Origin of the sequence: Streptomyces sp. NPDC058092 (assembly GCF_042884935.1) — a bacterium.
In the GTDB taxonomy this organism is placed as follows: domain Bacteria; phylum Actinomycetota; class Actinomycetes; order Streptomycetales; family Streptomycetaceae; genus Streptomyces.
This window is the reverse complement of the sequence record NZ_JBHVSY010000009.1, coordinates 238,309-259,561: the sequence shown is the minus strand read 5'-3', so window position 1 is coordinate 259,561 and position 21,253 is coordinate 238,309. Positions and strand designations below refer to the sequence as shown.

At 70.5% G+C, this 21,253-nt stretch carries 15 protein-coding genes and 1 pseudogene; 12 read left to right on the top strand and 4 right to left on the bottom strand.

The window, feature by feature from the left end; all coding sequences use genetic code 11:
* Positions 1-372 precede the first annotated feature (372 nt).
* Together gltB and ACFVV1_RS17795 are read left to right on the top strand one after the other, a co-directional pair.
* Entirely contained in the window at positions 373-4,932 is a 4,560-nt protein-coding gene (gene gltB / locus ACFVV1_RS17800; protein ID WP_389990122.1) for a glutamate synthase large subunit, read from the top strand.
* The gene (locus ACFVV1_RS17795) at positions 4,925-6,454 is read left to right on the top strand and encodes a glutamate synthase subunit beta (protein WP_389990121.1); all 1,530 of its coding nucleotides are present in this window, start codon (positions 4,925-4,927) and stop codon (positions 6,452-6,454) included. The genes gltB and ACFVV1_RS17795 overlap by 8 nt, the downstream gene beginning before the upstream one ends.
* 118 nt (positions 6,455-6,572) lie before the next feature.
* Here ACFVV1_RS17795 and ACFVV1_RS17790 read toward each other — a convergent pair whose 3' ends face one another.
* Complete coding sequence (locus ACFVV1_RS17790) at positions 6,573-7,496, bottom strand: rhomboid family intramembrane serine protease (RefSeq protein ID WP_389990120.1); 924 nt, start codon at positions 7,494-7,496, stop codon at positions 6,573-6,575.
* 146 nt (positions 7,497-7,642) lie between these two features.
* Between ACFVV1_RS17790 and ACFVV1_RS17785 the strand changes: the two genes are divergently transcribed.
* The 7 genes and pseudogenes from ACFVV1_RS17785 (at position 7,643) to ACFVV1_RS17755 (ending at position 12,799) form a co-directional block, all read left to right on the top strand.
* On the top strand, positions 7,643-8,386 hold the full coding sequence (locus ACFVV1_RS17785) for a vWA domain-containing protein (protein WP_389990119.1): 744 nt from the start codon (positions 7,643-7,645) through the stop codon (positions 8,384-8,386).
* Positions 8,383-8,946: a HutD family protein gene (locus tag ACFVV1_RS17780; protein ID WP_389990118.1), complete on the top strand. Its 564-nt coding sequence runs from the start codon at positions 8,383-8,385 to the stop codon at positions 8,944-8,946. Before ACFVV1_RS17785 ends, ACFVV1_RS17780 begins: the two co-directional genes overlap by 4 nt.
* Before the next feature lie 77 nt (positions 8,947-9,023).
* Positions 9,024-9,524: a pyridoxamine 5'-phosphate oxidase family protein gene (locus ACFVV1_RS17775; protein WP_389990117.1), complete on the top strand. Its 501-nt coding sequence runs from the start codon at positions 9,024-9,026 to the stop codon at positions 9,522-9,524.
* A 136-nt stretch (positions 9,525-9,660) separates the two neighbouring features.
* A complete protein-coding gene (locus ACFVV1_RS17770) occupies positions 9,661-10,272 on the top strand; it encodes a TetR/AcrR family transcriptional regulator (RefSeq protein ID WP_389990116.1) in 612 nt (203 codons plus the stop codon).
* A 39-nt stretch (positions 10,273-10,311) separates the two neighbouring features.
* Positions 10,312-10,433 (top strand): annotated as a pseudogene (locus ACFVV1_RS17765) (acetyl-CoA C-acetyltransferase); the annotation flags it as partial.
* A 317-nt stretch (positions 10,434-10,750) separates the two neighbouring features.
* Positions 10,751-10,954, top strand: coding sequence for a cold-shock protein (locus ACFVV1_RS17760; RefSeq protein WP_003969786.1), 204 nt, complete (start codon positions 10,751-10,753; stop codon positions 10,952-10,954).
* A 198-nt stretch (positions 10,955-11,152) separates the two neighbouring features.
* Positions 11,153-12,799: a DEAD/DEAH box helicase gene (locus ACFVV1_RS17755; RefSeq protein ID WP_389990115.1), complete on the top strand. Its 1,647-nt coding sequence runs from the start codon at positions 11,153-11,155 to the stop codon at positions 12,797-12,799.
* A 98-nt stretch (positions 12,800-12,897) separates the two neighbouring features.
* Here the strand turns inward: ACFVV1_RS17755 and ACFVV1_RS17750 are convergent, their stop codons facing one another.
* Complete coding sequence (locus ACFVV1_RS17750) at positions 12,898-13,845, bottom strand: hypothetical protein (RefSeq protein ID WP_389990114.1); 948 nt, start codon at positions 13,843-13,845, stop codon at positions 12,898-12,900.
* A 148-nt stretch (positions 13,846-13,993) separates the two neighbouring features.
* Positions 13,994-15,799: a beta-galactosidase family protein gene (locus tag ACFVV1_RS17745; RefSeq protein WP_389990113.1), complete on the bottom strand. Its 1,806-nt coding sequence runs from the start codon at positions 15,797-15,799 to the stop codon at positions 13,994-13,996.
* Between the two features lie 208 nt (positions 15,800-16,007).
* Here ACFVV1_RS17745 and ACFVV1_RS17740 point away from each other — a divergent pair, with 208 nt between their 5' ends.
* On the top strand, positions 16,008-16,901 hold the full coding sequence (locus ACFVV1_RS17740) for a helix-turn-helix domain-containing protein (protein WP_389990112.1): 894 nt from the start codon (positions 16,008-16,010) through the stop codon (positions 16,899-16,901).
* A gap of 39 nt (positions 16,902-16,940) precedes the next feature.
* Positions 16,941-17,267: a chorismate mutase gene (locus ACFVV1_RS17735; protein ID WP_356479930.1), complete on the top strand. Its 327-nt coding sequence runs from the start codon at positions 16,941-16,943 to the stop codon at positions 17,265-17,267.
* 183 nt (positions 17,268-17,450) lie between these two features.
* On the opposite strand, the gene ACFVV1_RS17730 is transcribed toward ACFVV1_RS17735, so the two are convergent.
* Positions 17,451-18,101, bottom strand: coding sequence for a hypothetical protein (locus tag ACFVV1_RS17730; RefSeq protein WP_389990111.1), 651 nt, complete (start codon positions 18,099-18,101; stop codon positions 17,451-17,453).
* Positions 18,102-18,570: 469 nt separating this feature from the next.
* Between ACFVV1_RS17730 and pepN the strand changes: the two genes are divergently transcribed.
* Positions 18,571-21,075, top strand: coding sequence for an aminopeptidase N (gene pepN, locus ACFVV1_RS17725; protein ID WP_389990110.1), 2,505 nt, complete (start codon positions 18,571-18,573; stop codon positions 21,073-21,075).
* The last annotated feature ends 178 nt before the right edge of the window (positions 21,076-21,253 follow it).

Here is a 21,253-nt window from a genome sequence, read left to right as displayed (position 1 = left end):
CGCCATCCGTAACGCGTCCGCCATCCGTGTGACGTACGTCTTGGTGACCGCCTCTGGGCGAAACGGCATCCTCCCACGTAAAATGAGTCTCTATACAAGGCTCCACATAAGTAGCCATTACCCGGCGGTTTCGTTTCCTTTGCCGCCGGGCATGAGCCGTAGACACCGCGGGCAACGACGCCTGCTCTCTGCGGTCCCCCCGGGCGCCGATCCTCCGACTGCGACCCCTCACCGCCTCAGGCAGTGTCCGTATGTTGGAACGAACTATCCGCTTCTTGAGAAGCGCCCCATCATGTAACTTGCACGAAATTTCGCAGAGGGCCAACGTCGTCCCTCGGCACTGCATATGCCACGACGACGACGGGAGAGCCGATGCGTACCGACGCCTGGTCGCCCATGGACGGTCGCCCCGCCCAGCAGGGGATGTACGACCCCCGTAACGAGCACGACGCCTGCGGTGTCGGGTTCGTGGCCACTCTGACCGGTGTGGCCAGCCATGAGCTGGTCGAGCAGGCGCTGACCGTACTGCGCAACCTCGAACACCGCGGTGCCACCGGATCCGAGCCCGACTCCGGCGACGGCGCCGGAATCCTCCTCCAGGTGCCGGACACCTTCCTCCGCGACGAGGTCGCCTTCGAGCTCCCCGAGGCCGGCGCCTACGCCGTCGGAATCGCCTTCCTGCCCGCGGACGACGCCACCGAGGCCGTCCGGAAGCTGGAGAAGATCTCCGCCGAGGAGGGCCTCAAGGTCCTCGGCTGGCGCCAGGTCCCGGTCACCCCGGACATCCTCGGCAACGGCGCCCGCGCCACCATGCCCGAGTTCCGCCAGCTCTTCGTCGCGGACGGTGCGAGCACCGGCATCGCGCTCGACCGCAAGGCCTTCGTGCTGCGCAAGCGCGCCGAGCGGGAGGCCGGGGTGTACTTCCCCTCGCTCTCCGCCCGCACGATCGTCTACAAGGGCATGCTCACCACGGGGCAGCTGGAGCCGTTCTTCCCGGACCTCTCCGACCGCCGCTTCGCCACCGCCGTCGCGCTGGTCCACTCGCGCTTCTCCACGAACACCTTCCCGAGCTGGCCGCTCGCCCACCCGTACCGCTTCGTCGCGCACAACGGCGAGATCAACACGGTCAAGGGCAACCGCAACTGGATGAAGGCCCGCGAGTCCCAGCTCGCGTCCAGCCTCTTCGGCAGTGAGCAGCTCGACCGGATCTTCCCCGTCTGCACCCCCGACGCCTCCGACTCCGCCTCCTTCGACGAGGTCCTGGAGCTGCTCCACCTCGGCGGCCGCTCGCTGCCCCACTCGGTGCTGATGATGGTCCCCGAGGCGTGGGAGAACCACGACTCCATGGACCCGGCCCGGCGCGCCTTCTACCAGTACCACTCCACGATGATGGAGCCCTGGGACGGCCCGGCCTGCGTCACCTTCACCGACGGCACCCAGGTCGGCGCGGTCCTGGACCGCAACGGTCTGCGCCCCGGCCGCTACTGGGTCACCGACGACGGCCTCGTCGTGCTCTCCTCCGAGGTCGGTGTCCTGGACATCGACCCCGCGAAGGTCGTCCGCAAGGGCCGCCTCCAGCCCGGCAGGATGTTCCTCGTCGACACCGCCGAGCACCGCATCATCGAGGACGACGAGATCAAGGCCGCCCTCGCCGCCGAGCAGCCGTACCAGGACTGGCTGGAGACCGGCGAGATCGAGCTGGAGGACCTCCCCGAGCGGGAGCACATCGTGCACACGCACGCCTCCGTCACCCGCCGCCAGCAGACCTTCGGCTACACCGAGGAAGAGCTCCGCGTCATCCTCGCCCCGATGGCCCGCACCGCCGGCGAACCTCTCGGCTCCATGGGCACGGACTCCCCGATCGCCGCCCTGTCCGAGCGCCCCCGGCTGCTCTTCGACTACTTCACCCAGCTGTTCGCCCAGGTCACCAACCCGCCGCTGGACGCCATCCGCGAGGAGCTCGTCACCTCGCTGCGCTCCACGCTCGGCCCGCAGGGCAACCTGCTGCAGCCGACCGCCGCGTCGTGCCGCAGCGTCACGCTGCCGTTCCCGGTGATCGACAACGACGAGCTGGCCAAGCTGATACACATCAACGCCGACGGCGACATGCCGGGCATGAAGGCCGCCACGCTCTCCGGTCTCTACCGGGTCGGCGGCGGTGGCGACGCCCTCGCGGCGCGGATCGAGCAGATCTGTACCGAGGTCGACGCCGCCATAGAGGACGGCGCCCGCCTCGTCGTCCTGTCCGACCGGCACTCCGACGCCGAGCACGCCCCGATCCCGTCGCTGCTGCTCACCTCGGCCGTCCACCACCACCTCATCCGTACCAAGCAGCGCACCCAGGTGGGGCTGCTGGTCGAGGCCGGAGACGTCCGCGAGGTCCACCACGTCGCGCTGCTGATCGGTTACGGCGCCGCCGCGGTCAACCCGTACCTGGCGATGGAGTCCGTCGAGGACCTGGTCCGCGCCGGTACGTTCATCGAGGGCATCGAGCCCGAGAAGGCCATCCGGAACCTGATCTACGCGCTCGGCAAGGGCGTCCTCAAGGTCATGTCCAAGATGGGCATCTCGACGGTCGCCTCCTACCGCGGCGCCCAGGTCTTCGAGGCCGTCGGCCTGGACGAGGGCTTCGTCGCGAAGTACTTCAACGGCACCGCCACCAAGATCGGCGGCGCCGGGCTCGACGTGGTCGCCAAGGAGGTCGCCGCCCGGCACGCCAAGGCGTACCCCGCCTCCGGCATCTCCGCCTCGCACCGCGCGCTGGAGATCGGCGGCGAGTACCAGTGGCGCCGCGAGGGCGAGCCGCACCTGTTCGACCCGGAGACGGTCTTCCGCCTCCAGCACGCCACGCGCAACAAGCGGTACGACGTCTTCAAGAAGTACACCGACCGGGTGAACGAGCAGTCCGAGCGCCTGATGACGCTCCGCGGCCTGTTCAACTTCAGGAGCGACCGTGAGCCGATCCCGGTCGACGAGGTCGAGTCCGTCTCCGACATCGTCAAGCGCTTCTCCACCGGCGCCATGTCGTACGGCTCGATCTCCCGAGAGGCGCACGAGACCCTCGCCATCGCCATGAACCAGCTGGGCGGCAAGTCCAACACCGGTGAGGGCGGCGAGGACGCCGACCGGCTCTACGACCCGGCGCGCCGCTCGTCCATCAAGCAGGTCGCCTCCGGCCGCTTCGGCGTGACCAGCGAGTACCTGGTCAACGCGGACGACATCCAGATCAAGATGGCGCAGGGCGCCAAGCCCGGCGAGGGCGGCCAGCTGCCCGGCCACAAGGTCTACCCCTGGGTCGCCAGGACCCGGCACTCCACCCCGGGCGTCGGTCTGATCTCCCCGCCGCCGCACCACGACATCTACTCCATCGAGGACCTGGCCCAGCTGATCCACGACCTCAAGAACGCCAACCCGGCGGCCCGCATCCACGTGAAGCTGGTCTCCGAGGTCGGCGTCGGCACCGTCGCCGCGGGTGTCTCCAAGGCGCACGCGGACGTCGTCCTGATCTCCGGCCACGACGGCGGAACGGGCGCCTCGCCGCTCACCTCGCTGAAGCACGCGGGCGGCCCCTGGGAGCTCGGCCTCGCCGAGACCCAGCAGACCCTGCTGCTCAACGGCCTGCGCGACCGCATCGTCGTGCAGACCGACGGCCAGCTCAAGACCGGCCGCGACGTCGTCATCGCCGCGCTGCTGGGCGCCGAGGAGTTCGGTTTCGCGACCGCGCCGCTCGTCGTCTCCGGCTGCGTCATGATGCGTGTCTGCCACCTCGACACCTGCCCGGTCGGCATCGCCACCCAGAACCCCGTCCTGCGGAGTCGGTTCTCCGGCAAGGCCGAGTACGTCGTCAACTTCTTCGAGTTCATCGCCCAGGAGGTCCGTGAGCTCCTCGCCGAGCTGGGCTTCCGTACGATCGAGGAGGCCGTCGGCCACGCCGAGCTGCTCGACACCGACCGCGCGATCACGCACTGGAAGGCGCAGGGCCTCGACCTGGAGCCGCTGTTCTACGTTCCCGAGCTGCCCGAGGGCGCGGTCCGCCACCAGCGGACCGAGCAGGACCACGGTCTCGCCAAGGCCCTCGACAACGAGCTGATCAAGCTCGCCGCCGATGCCCTGAACGCGGAGAGCGCCGAGGCCGCCCAGCCGGTCCGGGCCCAGATCGCGATCCGGAACATCAACCGGACCGTCGGCACCATGCTCGGCCACGAGGTGACGAAGAAGTTCGGCGGCGCCGGTCTTCCGCAGGACACCATCGACATCACGTTCACCGGCTCCGCCGGCCAGTCCTTCGGCGCGTTCGTACCGAGCGGAGTGACGCTGCGCCTGGAGGGCGACGCCAACGACTACGTCGGCAAGGGCCTCTCCGGCGGCCGCGTCATCGTCCGCCCGGACCGCGGCGCCGACCACCTCGCCGAGTACTCCACCATCGCGGGCAACACGATCGCCTACGGCGCCACCGGCGGCGAACTGTTCCTGCGCGGCCGGACCGGTGAACGGTTCTGCGTCCGCAACTCCGGCGCGACCGTCGTCTCCGAGGGCGTGGGCGACCACGGCTGCGAGTACATGACCGGCGGCCACGCCGTCGTACTCGGCGAGACCGGACGCAACTTCGCCGCCGGTATGTCGGGCGGTGTCGCGTACGTCATCGACCTGGACCGCGACAACGTCAACGTCGGCAACCTCGGCGCGATCGAGGCCCTCTCCGACACCGACCAGCAGTGGCTGCACGACGTGGTGCGCCGCCACCAGGAGGAGACCGGTTCCACGGTCGCCGACAAGCTGCTCGCCGAGTGGGACACCGCGGTGGCCCGCTTCAGCAAGATCATCCCGTCCACGTACAAGGCAGTGCTCGCCGCCAAGGACGCCGCCGAGCTCGCCGGTCTCTCCGAACAGGAGACCACCGAGAAGATGATGGAGGCGGCGACCCATGGCTGACCCCAAGGGCTTCCTGACCACCGGGCGCGAGGTCGCCGAGACCCGCCCCGTGGGCGAGCGCGTCAAGGACTGGAACGAGGTCCACGTTCCGGGCTCGCTGCTCCCGATCATCAGCAAGCAGGCCGGCCGCTGCATGGACTGCGGCATCCCGTTCTGCCACAACGGCTGCCCGCTCGGAAACCTCATCCCCGAGTGGAACGACTACGCCTACCGCGAGGACTGGACGGCCGCGTCCGAGCGCCTGCACGCCACGAACAACTTCCCGGAGTTCACCGGGCGGCTCTGCCCGGCCCCCTGCGAGTCGGCGTGCGTGCTCGGCATCAACCAGCCGGCCGTCACCATCAAGAACGTCGAAGTCTCCATCATCGACAAGGCGTGGGACCACGGCGACGTCACCCCGCAGCCGCCCGAGCGGCTCTCCGGCAAGACCGTCGCCGTCATCGGCTCGGGCCCGGCCGGTCTCGCCGCGGCCCAGCAGCTCACCCGGGCCGGCCACACGGTCGCCGTCTTCGAGCGCGCGGACCGCATCGGGGGCCTTCTCCGGTACGGCATCCCCGAGTTCAAGATGGAGAAGTCGCACATCAACCGCCGCATCGAGCAGATGCGCGCGGAAGGCACCAAGTTCCGTACGGAGACGGAGATCGGCAAGGACATCGACGCCGCCAAGCTCCGCCGCCGCTACGACGCGGTCGTCATCGCCGCCGGTGCCACCGTCTCCCGCGATCTGCCCGCTCCGGGCCGTGAGCTGAACGGCGTGCACTTCGCGATGGAGTACCTGCCGCTCGCCAACAAGGTGCAGGAGGGTGACCTGACGGTCTCCCCGATCACCGCCGAGGGCAAGCACGTCGTCGTCATCGGCGGCGGCGACACCGGCGCCGACTGCGTGGGCACCGCGCACCGCCAGGGCGCGCTCTCCGTCACCCAGCTGGAGATCATGCCCCGGCCGGGCGAGGACCGGAACAGCAACCAGCCCTGGCCGACCTTCCCGATGCTCTACAAGGTCACCTCCGCGCACGAGGAGACCACGTACCTGGCGCAGAAGAGGGCGGGCCTCGATCCGGACGAGGGACCCTCCTGCCAGAACGCGGGCGAGGAGGGACGGGTCTACTCCGTCTCCACCACGCACTTCGAGGGCGACGAGGACGGCAACGTCCAGGCACTGCACCTGGTCGAGGTGGAGTTCAAGGACGGCAAGCCGGCGCAGAAGCCCGGCACCGAGCGGAAGATCCCCGCTCAGCTGGTCACCCTGGCCATGGGCTTCACCGGCACCGACCAGTCCAACGGCCTGGTCCAGCAGTTCGGCCTGGAGCTCGACGAGCGCGGCAATGTCGCGCGCGACGCGGACTACGCCACCAACGTCGACGGAGTCTTCGTCGCCGGTGACGCGGGCCGCGGCCAGTCCCTCATCGTGTGGGCCATCGCCGAGGGCCGCTCCGCGGCGCGCGGCGTGGACCGCTTCCTGACCGGAGCCAGCGCCCTGCCGGCCCCGATCCGCCCGACGGACCGTTCCCTGACGGTCTGATCACACGGCACACAAGACGTCCCGTACAAAGGCGTACGGAACTGAACGCGGCGCCTGCCCGTCCCCGACCGGACGATCTCGGCAGGCGCCGTGGCGCGTTCCGGGACGGGCGGACCGCTCAGCCCGTCAACGCGGACGTCTTGAGTACCACCAGCAGCACCAGCACGGCGAGCAGCACCACACCCGCGGCCGCCTGAATCGCCGTTCGCCGCTTCGCCGGGGCGTACGCGTACGCGACCGTGACGGCGGCGCCCGTCAGCAGACCGCCCAAGTGGCCCTGCCACGAGGTGAATCCGGCCGAGATCAGCATCCAGATCAGGAACCCGGCCATGAACCGGTTCACCGCCTGCATGTCGCGGCCCAGGCGCCGGTTGATGACGTAGAACGCCGCGCCGAGACCGAAGACCGCACCCGAGGCGCCCACCGTGCTGTCGAACGGCGCGATCAGATACACCAGGACCGAACCGCCCAGCGCGGACAGCAGATACAGCGCGAGATATCGGGCCCGGCCGAGCTGTTCCTCGACGACGCGGCCCAGATTCCACAGCGCGTACATGTTGAAGAGGATGTGCAGCACCCCGAACGGCAGCGAGCCGAAGGACGATTCGCCCGGCGGGAGATGCAGGAAGGCCCCGGTCAGCAGCCGGTACCACTCGCCGCCCACCACACCGATCACATCGAAGCCGGGGAAGTCCCCGGCCTCGTAGACGTACTGGGCGCCGTCCGGGCCGTTCATACCCGCGCCGAGCATCGCGAACCGGTCGACGATCCCCGGACGGACCAACTCGCCCAGATACCCCAGGATGTTGAGGCCCATCAGCACGTACGTGACGAGCGGCACCGCGCTCCTCGCCACCGCACCGCCGAACACCGTGCGCGCCTGCCGGACCGAGCGCTGCCCCTCCTTCACGCACTCCACGCAGTGGTGACCGACAGCGGCCTCACGCATGCAGTCGGGGCAGATGAAGCGTTCGCAGCGCGTGCAGCTCACATACGTCTCGTACGACGGATGGCGATAACAGGTGGTGACCGCGGCCTCCACGGCAGGCTCCTTCACGGTGGGCAGACACGGGCGGCCGGTGGGGACGGCGGCGATCAAGATAGCGAACGCCGCCGTCCGGGACAGATCCGGGTGCCTTACGCTCGGTGTTCTCAGTGTTCTGACACGTCGGGGATCGGAGAACGCGCATGGTCGGCTCGTCCGCCACAACAGGTCCGGCCATCAGCCTCCGCAAGATCGAGGAGACCGCCCCCGCGCTGGCCGGCCTCTACAAGAGCGCGTCGGTGTCGCTGACGAAGCGCGGCATGAGCGGCGAGCGGGCCGCGGTATACCTGGTGCTCGACTACTCCGGCTCGATGAAGGAGTACTACAAGGACGGCAGCGTCCAGGCCCTGGCGGACCGGGTGCTGGGTCTCTCGGCGCATCTGGACGACGACGGCCGGGTACCCGTCTTCTTCTTCTCCACCGGCATCGACGCCGTCACCGACATAGCCCTGGACAACCACCGCGGCCGGGTCGACGCGATCGTGGCGGGCCTCGGACACATGGGGAAGACCAGCTACCACCTGGCCATGGACGCGGTCATCGACCACTACATCGACAGCGGCTCGACGGCCCCCGCACTCGTCGTCTTCCAGACCGACGGCGGCCCCGTCAGCAAGCACGCGGCGGAACGTTACCTGTGCAAGGCGGCCAAACTGCCGCTGTTCTGGCAGTTCATCGGCTTCGGCAACAAACGCAGTACGCAGTTCGACTTCCTGCACAAGCTCGACGAACTGGCCGTACCCGCCAAGCGCCCCGTCGACAACGCCGGCTTCTTCCACGCCGGACCCGACCCGAGCAAGGTCCCGGACGCCGAGCTGTACGACCGGCTGGTCGCCGAATTCCCGCAGTGGCTGGCCGCGGCCCGGGCACAGGGGATCGTCAAGTGACGGCCCGGGTGCTGAGGGCGGCCGACCGAACGGCCACGCCCTGGAAGAACGGCGGGGGAGTCACCCGGGAGATCGCGGCGTACCCCGAGGGCGCACCGCTGGACGCCTTCGACTGGCGGGTCAGCCTGGCCGATGTGTCCGGGGACGGCCCGTTCTCCTCGTTCCCCGGCGTCGACCGCACGCTGACCGTGGTCGAGGGCGCCGGGATGGACCTGATGGTGGGCGGCGAGCACCACATCGTCGACGAGCCGTACTGGCCGCACGAATTCCCCGGCGACCTGGAGACGTACGGCCGGCTGCTCGGCGGCCCGGTCGTGAACTTCAACGTGATGTACCGCAGGGAGCGTACGCGCGCGGAGGTCGCGGTGGTACGCGGCACCGTCCGGCTGTCGGTGCCGCAGGGCGGGGCGGTGCTGGCCGTCGCGCTGGAGGACGGTGCGGCGCTCGACGGCCAGGACGTCGAACTCGACTGCTACGACGCATTGCTGGCGCAGGGGGAATCGCCGGGGGTGCTCCGGACCCACGGGTGGGCGCTGGTGGTGACCCTGTCGAGGGGATGAGGCTTCGGGCGGACGAACCTTCGGGCCGAGCGGAATTCCGGACAGGGGATGTCGGGATTCCAGGGTTCCATGGCCTCATGACATCGAGTTCCTGGAAAGAGTTCCAGTCCGCACAGCCGGCCTTCGCCGACACCGTCGAGGCCCGTTTCGGGCAGTACAAGCACCAGGTCCTGGCGACCCTGCGCAAGGACGGATCGCCGCGGGTGACCGGCCTGGAGGTGTACTTCCGCTTCGGTGAGCTGTGGCTCGGCATGATGCCGAACTCGCGCAAGGCACTGGACCTGCTGCGCGATCCGCGGTTCGCGGTGCAGGCCAATCCGGGACCGGACGCCGAGATGGCCGACGGCGACGTCCGGGTCTCCGGCCGCGCGGTGGAGGAGAGCGACCCCGGAATCCTGGCCCGCTTCACCGAGGAAGTGAAGCCGCCGGAGCCGTTCCACCTCTTCCGCGCGGAACTCCAGGAGGTGGTCCGTACGACGCTGGACTCCGATGAGCTGGTGGTACAGGTGTGGCGGCCCGGAAAGCCCGTGCGCACGATCCGCCGGGCCGGGGACGACAGCGCCCCGTACGAAATCTGACCTCCGCCCGAGAGGGCGCCCGCCTCTTCGTCGACGACGCCTCCTCGTCGGCGGGCGCCCGGAGCGGCCGGGACCGGGGGCCGGACCGACCGGGCGGGTGTCCGGGGCGGTGTCCCGGCGGGCGGAGAATGGGCGAGTGCCTAACAAGAAGAAGCCCCAGGTGACCCCTGCGCCCGAGCGCCGCCGCGAACTGCTCGACACCGCCGCCGAGGTGTTCGCCGCGCAGGGATACAACGCCACCACCGTCCGCAAGATCGCGGACGCGGCCGGGATGCTCGCGGGCAGCCTCTACTACCACTTCGATTCCAAGGAATCGATGATCGACGAGATCCTCTCGACCTTCCTCGCCGAACTCTGGGAGGGGTACGACGCGGTGCTCGCCGCCGGACTCGGCCCCCGGGAGACCATCGAGGCCCTCGTCACCGAGTCCTTCCGGGAGATCGACCGGCACCGCGCCGCCGTCGCCATCTACCAGAAGGAGTCCAAGCACCTGGCCACCCAGCCGCGCTTCCAGTACCTCGTCGACTCCCAGCAGAAGTTCGAGAAGGTCTGGCTCGGCACGCTGGAACGCGGCGTCACCGACCAGACCTTCCGCGCCGACCTCGACATCCGCCTGACCTACCGCTTCGTCCGCGACACCGTCTGGGTCGCGGCGTCCTGGTACCGGCCCGGCGGACACCACAGTCCCGAGGAGATCGCCCGCCAGTACCTCTCGATGGTCCTTGACGGCATCGCCCTGAACACCTGACCCACGAGAAGGAACGGCAGCGGCACGCCCCCGGACGAGGCCGACGTCAACGGCGGCGCGATCGCTCCGGTGCACCCGTTCGGCGTAACCGGTACAGAATTGATGACGACGACGCTGCACGAGCTGGAGCCCGAACCGGTGGCCGCTACGGCCTGCGGACCGAGGCTGCCCAGCCGCCCCGACACCCGCCGCGGGAAAGTTTTCGGCGGCGTGCCGAGCCCGCTCCCGGCCAGTTGCCCCATGGGGCCGGGCAAAAATCTGCCGACCGGCGGCGCGGCGTGTTCCACCGCTGACCGACAGATCGTGCTACGGTTGCCGTGTTGCAGTTTTGGTACCCATGAACATTATGTGCGCCTGACGGGAATGCTTCCTCAGGCGCATTATTGTTTTCCGGCTTTCTCCGGATGGGGCTCAATGCGGCGACTTGGAATTCGTAAAGTGCGGATTTCCGGCACTGCACCTCTTTTAGGAGAATGACATGGCTACTGGAACCGTGAAGTGGTTCAACTCGGAAAAGGGCTTCGGCTTCATCGAGCAGGACGGCGGCGGCGCCGACGTCTTCGCCCACTACTCCAACATCGCCACCTCGGGCTTCCGTGAGCTCCAGGAGGGCCAGAAGGTCTCCTTCGACGTCACGCAGGGCCAGAAGGGCCCGCAGGCGGAGAACATCGTCCCGGCCTAATTGCCGGACGCGTACCTCGCAGCCGGGGCCCGCACCGTGAAGGTGCGGGCCCCGGCTTGTGCTGTCCACCGGACAGGGCGAAGAAGCACCGCCCGTCCCGCGGAGGTCCCCAGCACTCCTCAGCAGTCCCCAGCAGTCCCAAGCAGTTCCCAGGAATCCCTAGGAATCCTCAGGAATCCCCCAGGAGGGCAATTCCGTATGACCCGCTCCGAACGCCAGGACCGACCCGCCCGCAACCGCCCGTCGAGGGGGCGCGGCACGGCCCCGGCACAGGCAACCGCTAAGGGTTCCGGCAAGGGATCCGGCAAGGCGTCGCCCCGTCGCAGGGCCACGCCGCCGCAGGGCGAATTCGCCCTGCCCGAAACCATGACCCCCGCACTGCCCGCCGTCGAGGCGTTCGCTGAGCTGGACATGCCCGCAGCCCTGCTGAAGACCCTTGCCGCGCAGGGCGTCACCGATCCGTTCCCGATCCAGGGCGCCACCCTGCCGAACTCGCTCGCCGGCCGGGACATCCTCGGCCGCGGCCGCACCGGCTCCGGCAAGACCCTCGCCTTCGGCCTCGCGCTGCTGGCCCGTACCGGCGGACGGCGCGCCGAGCCGCGCGCTCCGCTCGCGCTCGTCCTCGTGCCGACCCGCGAACTCGCCCAGCAGGTCACCGACGCGCTGACGCCGTACGCCACGGCCGTGAACCTGCGCCTGGCCACCGTCGTCGGCGGCATGTCGATCAGCAAGCAGTCCGGCACGCTGCGCCGCGGCGCCGAGGTGCTCGTCGCCACTCCCGGCCGGCTGAAGGACCTCATCGAGCGTGGCGACTGCCGCCTCGACCAGGTCGCCATCACCGTCCTCGACGAGGCCGACCAGATGGCCGACATGGGCTTCATGCCGCAGGTCGTCGCCCTGCTCAAGCAGGTCGAGCCGGACGGTCAGCGGATGCTGTTCTCCGCGACGCTCGACAAGAACATCGACCGCCTGGTCAAGATGTTCCTGACGGACCCCGTCGTGCACTCGGTCGACCCGTCCGCGGGCGCGGTCACCACCATGGAGCACCACGTGCTGCACGTGGCCGACGAGACCGACAAGAAGGCCGTCGCCACCCGGATCGCCGCCCGTGACGGGCGGGTGATCATGTTCGTGGACACCAAGCGTGGCGCCGACCGCTTCGCCAAGCGGCTGCTGGCCAGCGGTGTACGGGCCGCCGCCCTGCACGGCGGGCGCTCGCAGCCGCAGCGCAACCGGACGCTGGACCAGTTCAAGAACGGCCAGGTCACCGCGCTCGTGGCGACGAACGTGGCGGCGCGTGGCATCCACGTCGACGACCTCGACCTGGTCGTGAACGTGGATCCGCCGACCGATCACAAGGACTACCTCCACCGCGGCGGGCGCACGGCGCGTGCCGGGGAGTCCGGCAGCGTCGTCACCCTGGTGCTGCCCGAGGAGAAGCGGGAGATGACCCGGCTGATGGCCGATGCGGGCATCGCCCCGCGGACCACCCGGATCAAGTCCAGCGACGAGGAGCTCACCCGGATCACCGGGGCCCGTGAGCCGTCCGGCGTCGCGATCGTCATCGAGGTCCCGCAGCCGACCCAGCCGAAGCCGCGTACCCGGTCGGGCGGTGCGGCGGCCGCAGGCTCCGGCTTCCGCTCGGGCAGCCGCGGCCGGGGCCGGCGCGGTGGTGCCGGCCAGAGCGGCGGCGCCGAAAGCCGGGGCACGGGCGGTTCTTCCCGTGGCGCCGGTGCGGGTGCCGGTGCGGGCGGTGGCCGTGGCAGCGGTGAGGCACGTGGCGCCGGGCGTTCCGGGGCCGGACGCGGTGGTGCGGCGGCGGGGCGTGGCCGCAGGGCCGCGTAGCGCCGCAGACCGAGTGCGGTGACCGGGCGGACCCGTCCGGTCACCGCTCCGTCCTCGGCCGTCGGACGGCTGGTTCCGGGGCGGAGCCCCCGGTTGTTTCAGGTGGTGCAGTCCAGGACTGTCCGGCACAGCCCGCACCTGGCCCGAACCCGGCCGCGCACCGGAACGCGGATGCGCTGGTGGCAGGTGGGGCAGGCGAAGGAGACCCGGAGTCCTTGCGGGCCGTTCTCGAAGGCGTACGGGGCGTCGGGTCCCGCGGCCACCCCCGCGGCCGGGTTGTCCTGGGCATGCCGCCGGTCCTTGGCGTAGCGGTGACGGCCCGCCCAGCCCGCGGCCGTGAGGGGCGGCTGCCGGGAGTCGTGGAGGGCCTGGGCGCGGCCCTTCGTGTAGGCCGTGTACGCCTGCGGGCTCGTGAACCACGGGGAGGGGTCCTCGTCGAAGGCGAACGCCCGCTTGGCCAGGACGTATCCGAACTCCTCCGGGGTGAGATAGCCGAGCTTCTGGCTGGAGACGGCGTCCTCGCGGAACGCGTCCAGCAGCAGCCAGCCCGCGCCCAGGTACGTCGTCGCCGTGTCGGTGAGGATCTCGTTGTTGCGCGTACCGGGGAACTCCAGGCCGAGACGGTGCAGCAGCACATGCATGACCTCGTGCGAGAGCGCGGCGCCGATGTCCCTGCGATGGGTGCGGAAGCGGTCGTTGAGTTCGATGAAGTACTCGGGCCCCGCCGCGAGTTCGACACCGGCGGCGTGTTCCATCGTCCGGAAGCCGACGATCATCCGGGCGTCCGGCAGATGCAGGTGCTGGACGATGGCGCGCGCCACCCGCTGGGCGCCGAGGTGCAGATCGTCCTGGTCGGAGAAGGCAGCGTCGGCGGGCGCCAGGCTCGTGGCGTAGCCGCGGACACCGTCGTACGAAAGCCTCCGGTACAGCGCCGTGATCGCGGACCGGACGGTGTCGAGGTGGGGGAAGCCGTGGACCACCGGACCGCCGCCCCGGCCGTTCCCCCGACCGCTGTCCCGGCCGTTCCCCCGGCTGCTGTCCGGCACGCCCTCACCCCCTCCGCGACGCTCGTACCGGCCTCCACTGTAGCCGGAACGTTACGGATGATCTTGGCCGAAAAGTGAATCTTGTGGGCCGCGTGAGCATGTTCCGATAGTCCGAATCGCCCGGCTCCTGCCACGGCCGGTGTCCGACTCACACCTGAACATCCCCGGGGGTGTCCGTCCGGACGGGCACCCCCGGGCCCAGCTCGGCACAGGGCGCGCCCGCGTCCTCCAGTTCCAGCACCCACACCTCGTTGGCGCCCTCCCGCAGCACCGGTCCCGGCACGTACAGCGTCCGCTGCGGCCCCGCCGACCAGTAGCGCCCCAGGCAGAAGCCGTTCACCCACACGAACCCGCGTGTCCAGCCCGGCAGTTCGAGCCCCGCATGCCCGGTGCCGCCCACCCCGGCGACCTCGAATTCCCCCCGGAACAGCCCCGTACGCCCGGCTCCCTCGATGCTCCCGAAGGCCACCCCGGCCAGCGCGTCCGGCTCCTCGAACGCCTCCAGCCGCAGCCCCCGGGCCCGCACACCGTGCAGGAACTGCCGTTCGTGCAGCACCCCGCCCGTGATCCCCTTGGGTTCACCGAGCCGCGGCCCGTAGTTGACGCGGCCCAGGGACTCCACCCACAGCTCGACCCCCGCAGGCCCGGCCACCGGCTCGTCCAGGGTGCCGTTCTCGTCGCTCAGCACACCCGCGCGGACACCGTCCACGTACACCACGGCCCGGTCCCGGAGCCCCGCCACACCCAGGGTGTACGGGCGGCGCGGACCCGGCACGGCGACCTGATAGCGCACCAGGCCCCGGTCGACCCCCAGCTCCTCGAAGGTCGGCGGAACGCCGGACGGCGCCGATTCCTCATCGCCCAGCGCCTCCAGTACGGCGGTCAGCGGAGCCCAGTCCGTCAGCTCCGCACGTGCCGGAGCGGCAAGGCCCGCGGGCTCGGGCGGAAGCTCCGGAAGCGGCCCGTCCGCGTACTCGGCGAGCACCTTGCGGAACTGCCGGAACTTCTCCGTGGGGCGGCCGTACTCGTCGATCGGCGCGTCGTAGTCGTACGACGTCACCGTCGGCAGAAAATCCTGGTCCTGCAGCGGACCGGACCGGTTGGCACCCGCCCACCCGGCGAAGTTCGTGCCCCCGTGCGCCATGTAGATGTTCACCGAGGCCCCGCACTCCAGGATCTCCCGCAGCGCGTCGGCGGCCCGCTCCGGATCACGTACGACCGGCTCGGCACCCCAGTGCTCGAACCACCCGCACCAGAACTCCATGCACATCAGCGGCCCCTTCGGCTGATGGCGGCGCAGTACCTCGAACGCCTCCCGCGCACCCGACCCGAAGTTCGCCGTGGCAAGCAGCCCCGGCACGGAGCCGCCCGTGAGCATATGGTCCTCCGGCCCGTCGGAGGTGAACAGCGGCACGGTGACCCCGCGCTCCCGCAGCATCCCGGCCACCCGCCGGAGATAGACCTGATCGGTGCCGTAGCTCCCGTACTCGTTCTCCGCCTGGACCATGATCACCGGGCCGCCGCGCCCGATCTGCCGCTGCACCACCTGCGGCAGCAGCGCCGTGAACCACCGCTCCACGGCACCCAGGTACTCCTCGTCACGGGTCCGCACCCGTCGTCCGAACCGCCCCGTCACCCAGGCCGGCAGACCACCGTTCTCCCATTCGGCACAGATGTACGGGCCCGGGCGGACGATCGCCCACAGCCCGGCCCGCTGCGCCGCGTCCAGGAACCGGCCCAGCGCCGCCACGTCCCGGAACCGGCCGGGCCGCGGCTCATGCAGATTCCACGGAACATACGTCTCGACGCAGTTGAGGCCCATGGCGCGCAGCATCGACAGCCGGTGGTCCCACTGTGCCTCGTGGACCCGGAAGTAGTGCAGGGCCCCCGACAGCAGCCGTACGGGCTTCCCGTCGAGCCGGAAGTGGTCGTCCCCCACGGTGAAGTCAGCCATCGTGCTCGTACTCTCCTGTGCGTGCGGTCCCCCGGTGCCGCGCGGCACCGGGTCGCACGACGGCACGCACCACGGAGCGGGCGAACCCGGGAGGAATGTTGCAACCAACCTTCGCCCCCTGGCGTGCGGCCGGTCCATGGACAAAGATCACTGCTGTTTGGACACAATTGTTCGGACCAACGCGATGAAAGGGGAGGAAGGAAGGCCGATGTACCACACCTGGATGCGCTTCTTCACTCCCAGCCCGCTCCACCACCGGCTGGGCCTGGTCTGCCTGGGCGTGGGACTGCAGCACGGCGCACTGCCGACGGTCGGCCCGCGCACCCTGGACCACCACGTGGCCGTCGTCATCAACTCCGGCAGCGGCTGGTTCAGCGGTCCCGACGGCCGCCGGGTCCCCGTCGTCGCCCCCAGCCTGATCTGGCTGACCCCCGGCACCCCGCACCACTACGGCGCCGACCCCGGCACCGGCTGGGACGAGAGTTTCGTCGACTTCACCGGCCCCGCCACCGCCACGTACACCGAACTCGGCTACATCGAGCCCGACCGCCCGCTCGTCCCGCTCGCCGACACGGCGGGCCCCCGAGCCGCGGTGGGGCGGATGGTACGGGCGGCCCGGCGCGGCAATCCGCTGCTGGAGGTGGAGACCGGCGCCGCCGTCCACGAACTCCTCGTCGCCCTGCGCCGGGCCCGCGCCGATGTCAGCCCCGACGGCGACCCGGTCCTCCAGGCCCTCGCCCGCGATGCCTTCCAGCCGCTCTCCGTCGCCGAGCACGCGGCCCGGCACGGCATGACACCCGCCGAACTGCGCACGGCGGTACGGCGGGGCGCGGGCTGCAGCCCCAAGGACTACCTCCTCGGCATCCGGCTCGGCCGCGCCAAGGAACTCCTCGCCGCCAGCGACCTGCCGGTCGCCGCGGTCGCCCGACGCGTCGGCTACGACGACCCGGCGTACTTCTCCCGCCTCTTCGCCCGCCGGGTGGGCGCCGCCCCGGTCCGGTTCCGCGCACAGCAGGGCCGCAACGTCCCGGGCGGCTGGAGCGACCAGGTCCCGGACCCGGACCACCCACCGACGATCAGCCCGCTGGGCCCGGCCCTCTGAGCGACTCGCCCTTCGCCGGCCGGGCTAAGCTCGCTGACCATGACCACGAGGGACATCGACGAGTCCGTGAGCGCGGAACTGAACCGGCTGCGCGAGAGCATCGACAACATTGACGCCGCTGTCGTCCATATGCTCGCCGAGCGCTTCAAGTGCACCCAGCAGGTCGGTCACCTCAAGGCCGCCCACCAGCTCCCCCCGGCCGACCCGGCCCGCGAGAGCCGGCAGATCGCCCGGCTGAGGCAGCTGGCGGAGAGCGCGCACCTGGACCCGGCCTTCGCGGAGAAGCTGCTGAACTTCATCGTGGCGGAGGTCATCCGCCACCACGAACGGATCGCGGAGGAATCGGCGTCGAACGGGGAGGCCTGAGCACCGGAGGTCCGGCGGCCGTCGTACGCCGCCTCTCATCCGGCCGAGGGCGCAACGTCCACGCGCCGCTTCTCGTCCGGTCGAGGGCGCAACATCCAGACGCCGCTTCTCGTCCGGTCGAGGGCGCAACGTCCACGCGCCGCTTCTCATCCGGTCGAGGGCGCAACATCCAGACGCCGCCTCTCATCCGGTCGAGGGCGGCCCGCCCGCCGAACGCGACGGAAGCGGGCCGGCCCGCCGGACCGACCGCCTGCGCCTGGACCACACCACCCAGGCACTCACCAGCAACCCGATCCCCGTGGCCAGGACGACGAGCCCGGCCGAGGCCGACTCGTTGACATGATCACCGTTGCCCTCCGGCGCGGGCAGCCCGGCGGCCGCGTAGTGGGGGAGGACCAGCAGGCCCGCCCCCACCAGGGCCGGCACCGCCCAGCCGACGCCCTTGCGGCGCGAGGACCGGACGGACACCAGCGCACCCACGGTCAGCAGCACCGCACAGCCCAGCGCCGGCAGCACCGTGTACGTCAGCCACTCCGACAGCAACGGCCGCCAGTACCACTGCGATTCGGGCCTCGGCCCGTCGAAGTAGTACAGGGTCCGAGGCTGCGGCGCACCCAGGAAGTCCCGGAGCGTCCCCGGCACAAGACCGCCCAGCAGTCCACTGACGAAAACCAGGCAAGCGAAACGCACCGCCCCGCTGTCCTGCCTCCGCCGAACCCCTTGGGCGACCCGAAGACCCACGACGGCGCACCAGCCCGCCAACAGCCCCAGGAACACGCCCTTGACCGCCCCGTATCCGATCGGAGTCCAGACGTTCCAGGGGTAGTTCTCCATGTGCGAGGCGCGCCAACCCCCCGCAAGACACCAGGCAACCGCCCCCGCCGCCACGCCCCATGGCGCGACCCCCACGACCCGTCGCCGCCCCGCGCCACGCGAGCGACCGACGCCCCGCCCGGCAGCCCCCTTCACCGCTTCGGACACTGTCCGCCCCATCTGCCCCGATACTCCCGCCCGGCACCGGCCCGCAGCGCCTGTCCCAACGCGGGACGCGGCAGCCGTCCGTACGGTTGCGGAGGGCTCGACCGGCCACCGCACAGAGAGGGCAGAGCTCCATCGAGGCGAGTGGGCCCGGGGGTGCGTGAGCGGCACTGCCCCAGCCGCTGTCAACGGCCGGCGAAGACCGCCGGGTGACCACGGACGGCACGCCCCGGTCCCGCCCACCCAAACCCTGACCACCCAGCCTCCGATCAGCCCTGTGAGAACCCGCCTGCGCCCCGCCCACCCCATACGGCAGCATGGACGCATGTCCGTACTGACGCGCGACGAAGCGCAGACCCGAGCCCAGTTCCTCGACGTACAGCGGTACACGATCGACCTCGATCTGACCGGAGGGGAGGAGACCTTCGGCTCCCGTACCGTCATCCGGTTCACCGCAGCCGCCGCCGGAGACACGTTCGTCGAACTCAAGCCCGCCACCCTGCGCTCGATCAGCCTCGACGGACAGCCCCTCGACCCCGCCGACCTCACCGAGAACCGCTTCCCGCTCACCGCACTCACCGCCGGCGCACACGAACTGCGCATCGACGCCACCATGCGCTACTCCCGCACCGGCGAAGGCATGCACCGCTTCACCGACCCGACCGACGGCGAAACGTACGTCTACACCCAGCTGTTCATGGAGGACGTCCAGCGCGTCTTCGCCGCCTTCGACCAGCCCGACCTCAAGTCCGTCTTCGAGCTCACCGTCACCGCCCCCGAAGGCTGGACCGTCCTCGGCAACGGCGTCGCCGAGCACCGGGACGACGGCCGCTGGACCCTGGCCGCGACCCCGCCGATCTCCACCTACCTCGTCGCCGTCGCCGCGGGCCCCTGGCACTCCGTGACCACCCAACACGCCGGACTGCCCTTCGGCATCCACTGCCGCCGCTCGCTCGCCCCGTACCTCGACACGGACGCCGACGAGATCCTCGACATCACCCGCGCCTGCTTCGACCGCTTCCACGAGAAGTTCGACGAGCCCTACCCCTTCGACTCCTACGACCAGGCCTTCGTACCCGAGTTCAACGCCGGCGCCATGGAGAACCCCGGACTCGTCACCTTCCGCGACGAGTTCATCTACCGCTCCGCCGTCACCGACACCGAACGCCAGACCCGCGGCATGGTCATCGCCCACGAAATGGCCCACATGTGGTTCGGCGACCTCGTCACCCTCGCCTGGTGGGACGACATCTGGCTCAACGAGTCCTTCGCCGAATACATGGGCTACCAGACCCTCGCCGAAGCCACCCGCTTCACCGACACCTGGGTCGACTTCGGCGTCGCCCGCAAGGGCTGGGGATACGACGCCGACCAGCGCCCCTCCACCCACCCCGTCGCCCCCGACCCCGCCGCCGTCCCCGACACCGCGTCCGCGATGCTCAACTTCGACGGCATCTCCTACGCCAAGGGCGCATCCGCCCTGCGCCAACTCGTCGCCTGGCTCGGCGAGAAGGACTTCCTGGCCGGCATCAACACCCACTTCGCCCGCCACAAGTTCGCCAACGCCACCCTCGCCGACTTCATCGACAACCTCGCATCGGCCACCGACCGCGACGTCCACGCCTGGGCCGACGCCTGGCTGCGCACCACCGGAGTCGACACCCTCACCCCCCACATCGAGGAGTCCGACGGTACGTGGTCCCTCACCGTCGACCACAACGGCAGCCGCCCCCACCGCATCGCCGTAGGCGCGTACGACCACACCCCCGACGCCCACCACACCCCCGACCGCCTCGTCCCGCGCGACCGGTTCGAGATCGACATCCCCCACAACGGCACGGCCGACGCACTGCCCGGACGCCGCCCCGCCCTCGTCGTCATCAACGACGGCGACCTCAGCTACGCCAAGGTCCGCCTCGACCCCACATCCTGGGAAACCGCCGTACGCGACCTCTCCGGCATCCCCGACGCACTGACCCGCGCCGTCGTCTGGAACACCGCCCGCGACATGGTCCGCGACGGCGAACTCGCCCCCACCACGTACCTCGAAGCGGCCCGCACACACCTCCCGCACGAGACCGACCTCGCCCTCGCCCAGGGCGTACTCGCCTTCGCCGACATCCACATCGCCGACCGCTACCTCACCCCCGAGAACCGACCCGCCGCCCTCGCCACCCTCACCGCACTGTGCCGCGACCTCATCCGCCGCACCGAGGACGGCCACAACCCCGGCCTCCGCCTCATCGCCGTACGCCACCTCATCGACGCCGCCACCCAGCCCGACACCATCCAGGACTGGCTCACCAACGACACCGTCCCCGGCGGACCCGAACTCGACCCCGAACTGCGCTGGCGCATCCTCACCCGCCTCGCCGTCCTCGGCGCCACCGACGAAACCGCCATCGCCGCCGAACTCGAACAGGACCCCAGCGCCACCGGACAGGAGGGCGCCGCCCGCTGCCGCGCCGCCCTTCCCACCCCCGAGGCCAAGGCCGCCGCCTGGCACGCCCTGTTCAACGACGACAGCCTCTCCAACTACCTCTTCACCGCCACCGCCCAGGGCTTCTGGCAACCCGAACAAGCCGACCTCGTACGGGACTACGTGCCCCGCTACTACCCCGAGGCGACCCGGCTCGCCGCCCGCCGCGGCCCCGCCATCGCCGAAGCCGCCGGCCGCTACGCCTTCCCCGCGTACGCCGTCGACGCGGAAAGCCTCCACCTCGGCGAACAGTCCCTGAACGACAAGGACCTCATCCCGGCCCTCCGCCGCAAACTCATCGACCAGATCGACGACCTGCGCCGCGCCCTCGCCGTACGCAACGCCCACTGACCCCACACGGCCCGCACCACCCGCGCGGGCCCCGAAGCAAAACCCCGCACCACCCGTGCCCGACGCCACCCCCACCACACAGGGAGGCGCCGGGCACACCCATATCCGGCGCCACACCCATACCACCAGAACCCCCGAAAACGGCCCCCCGCCCTACCCACATCCCCCTTTCGAGTTC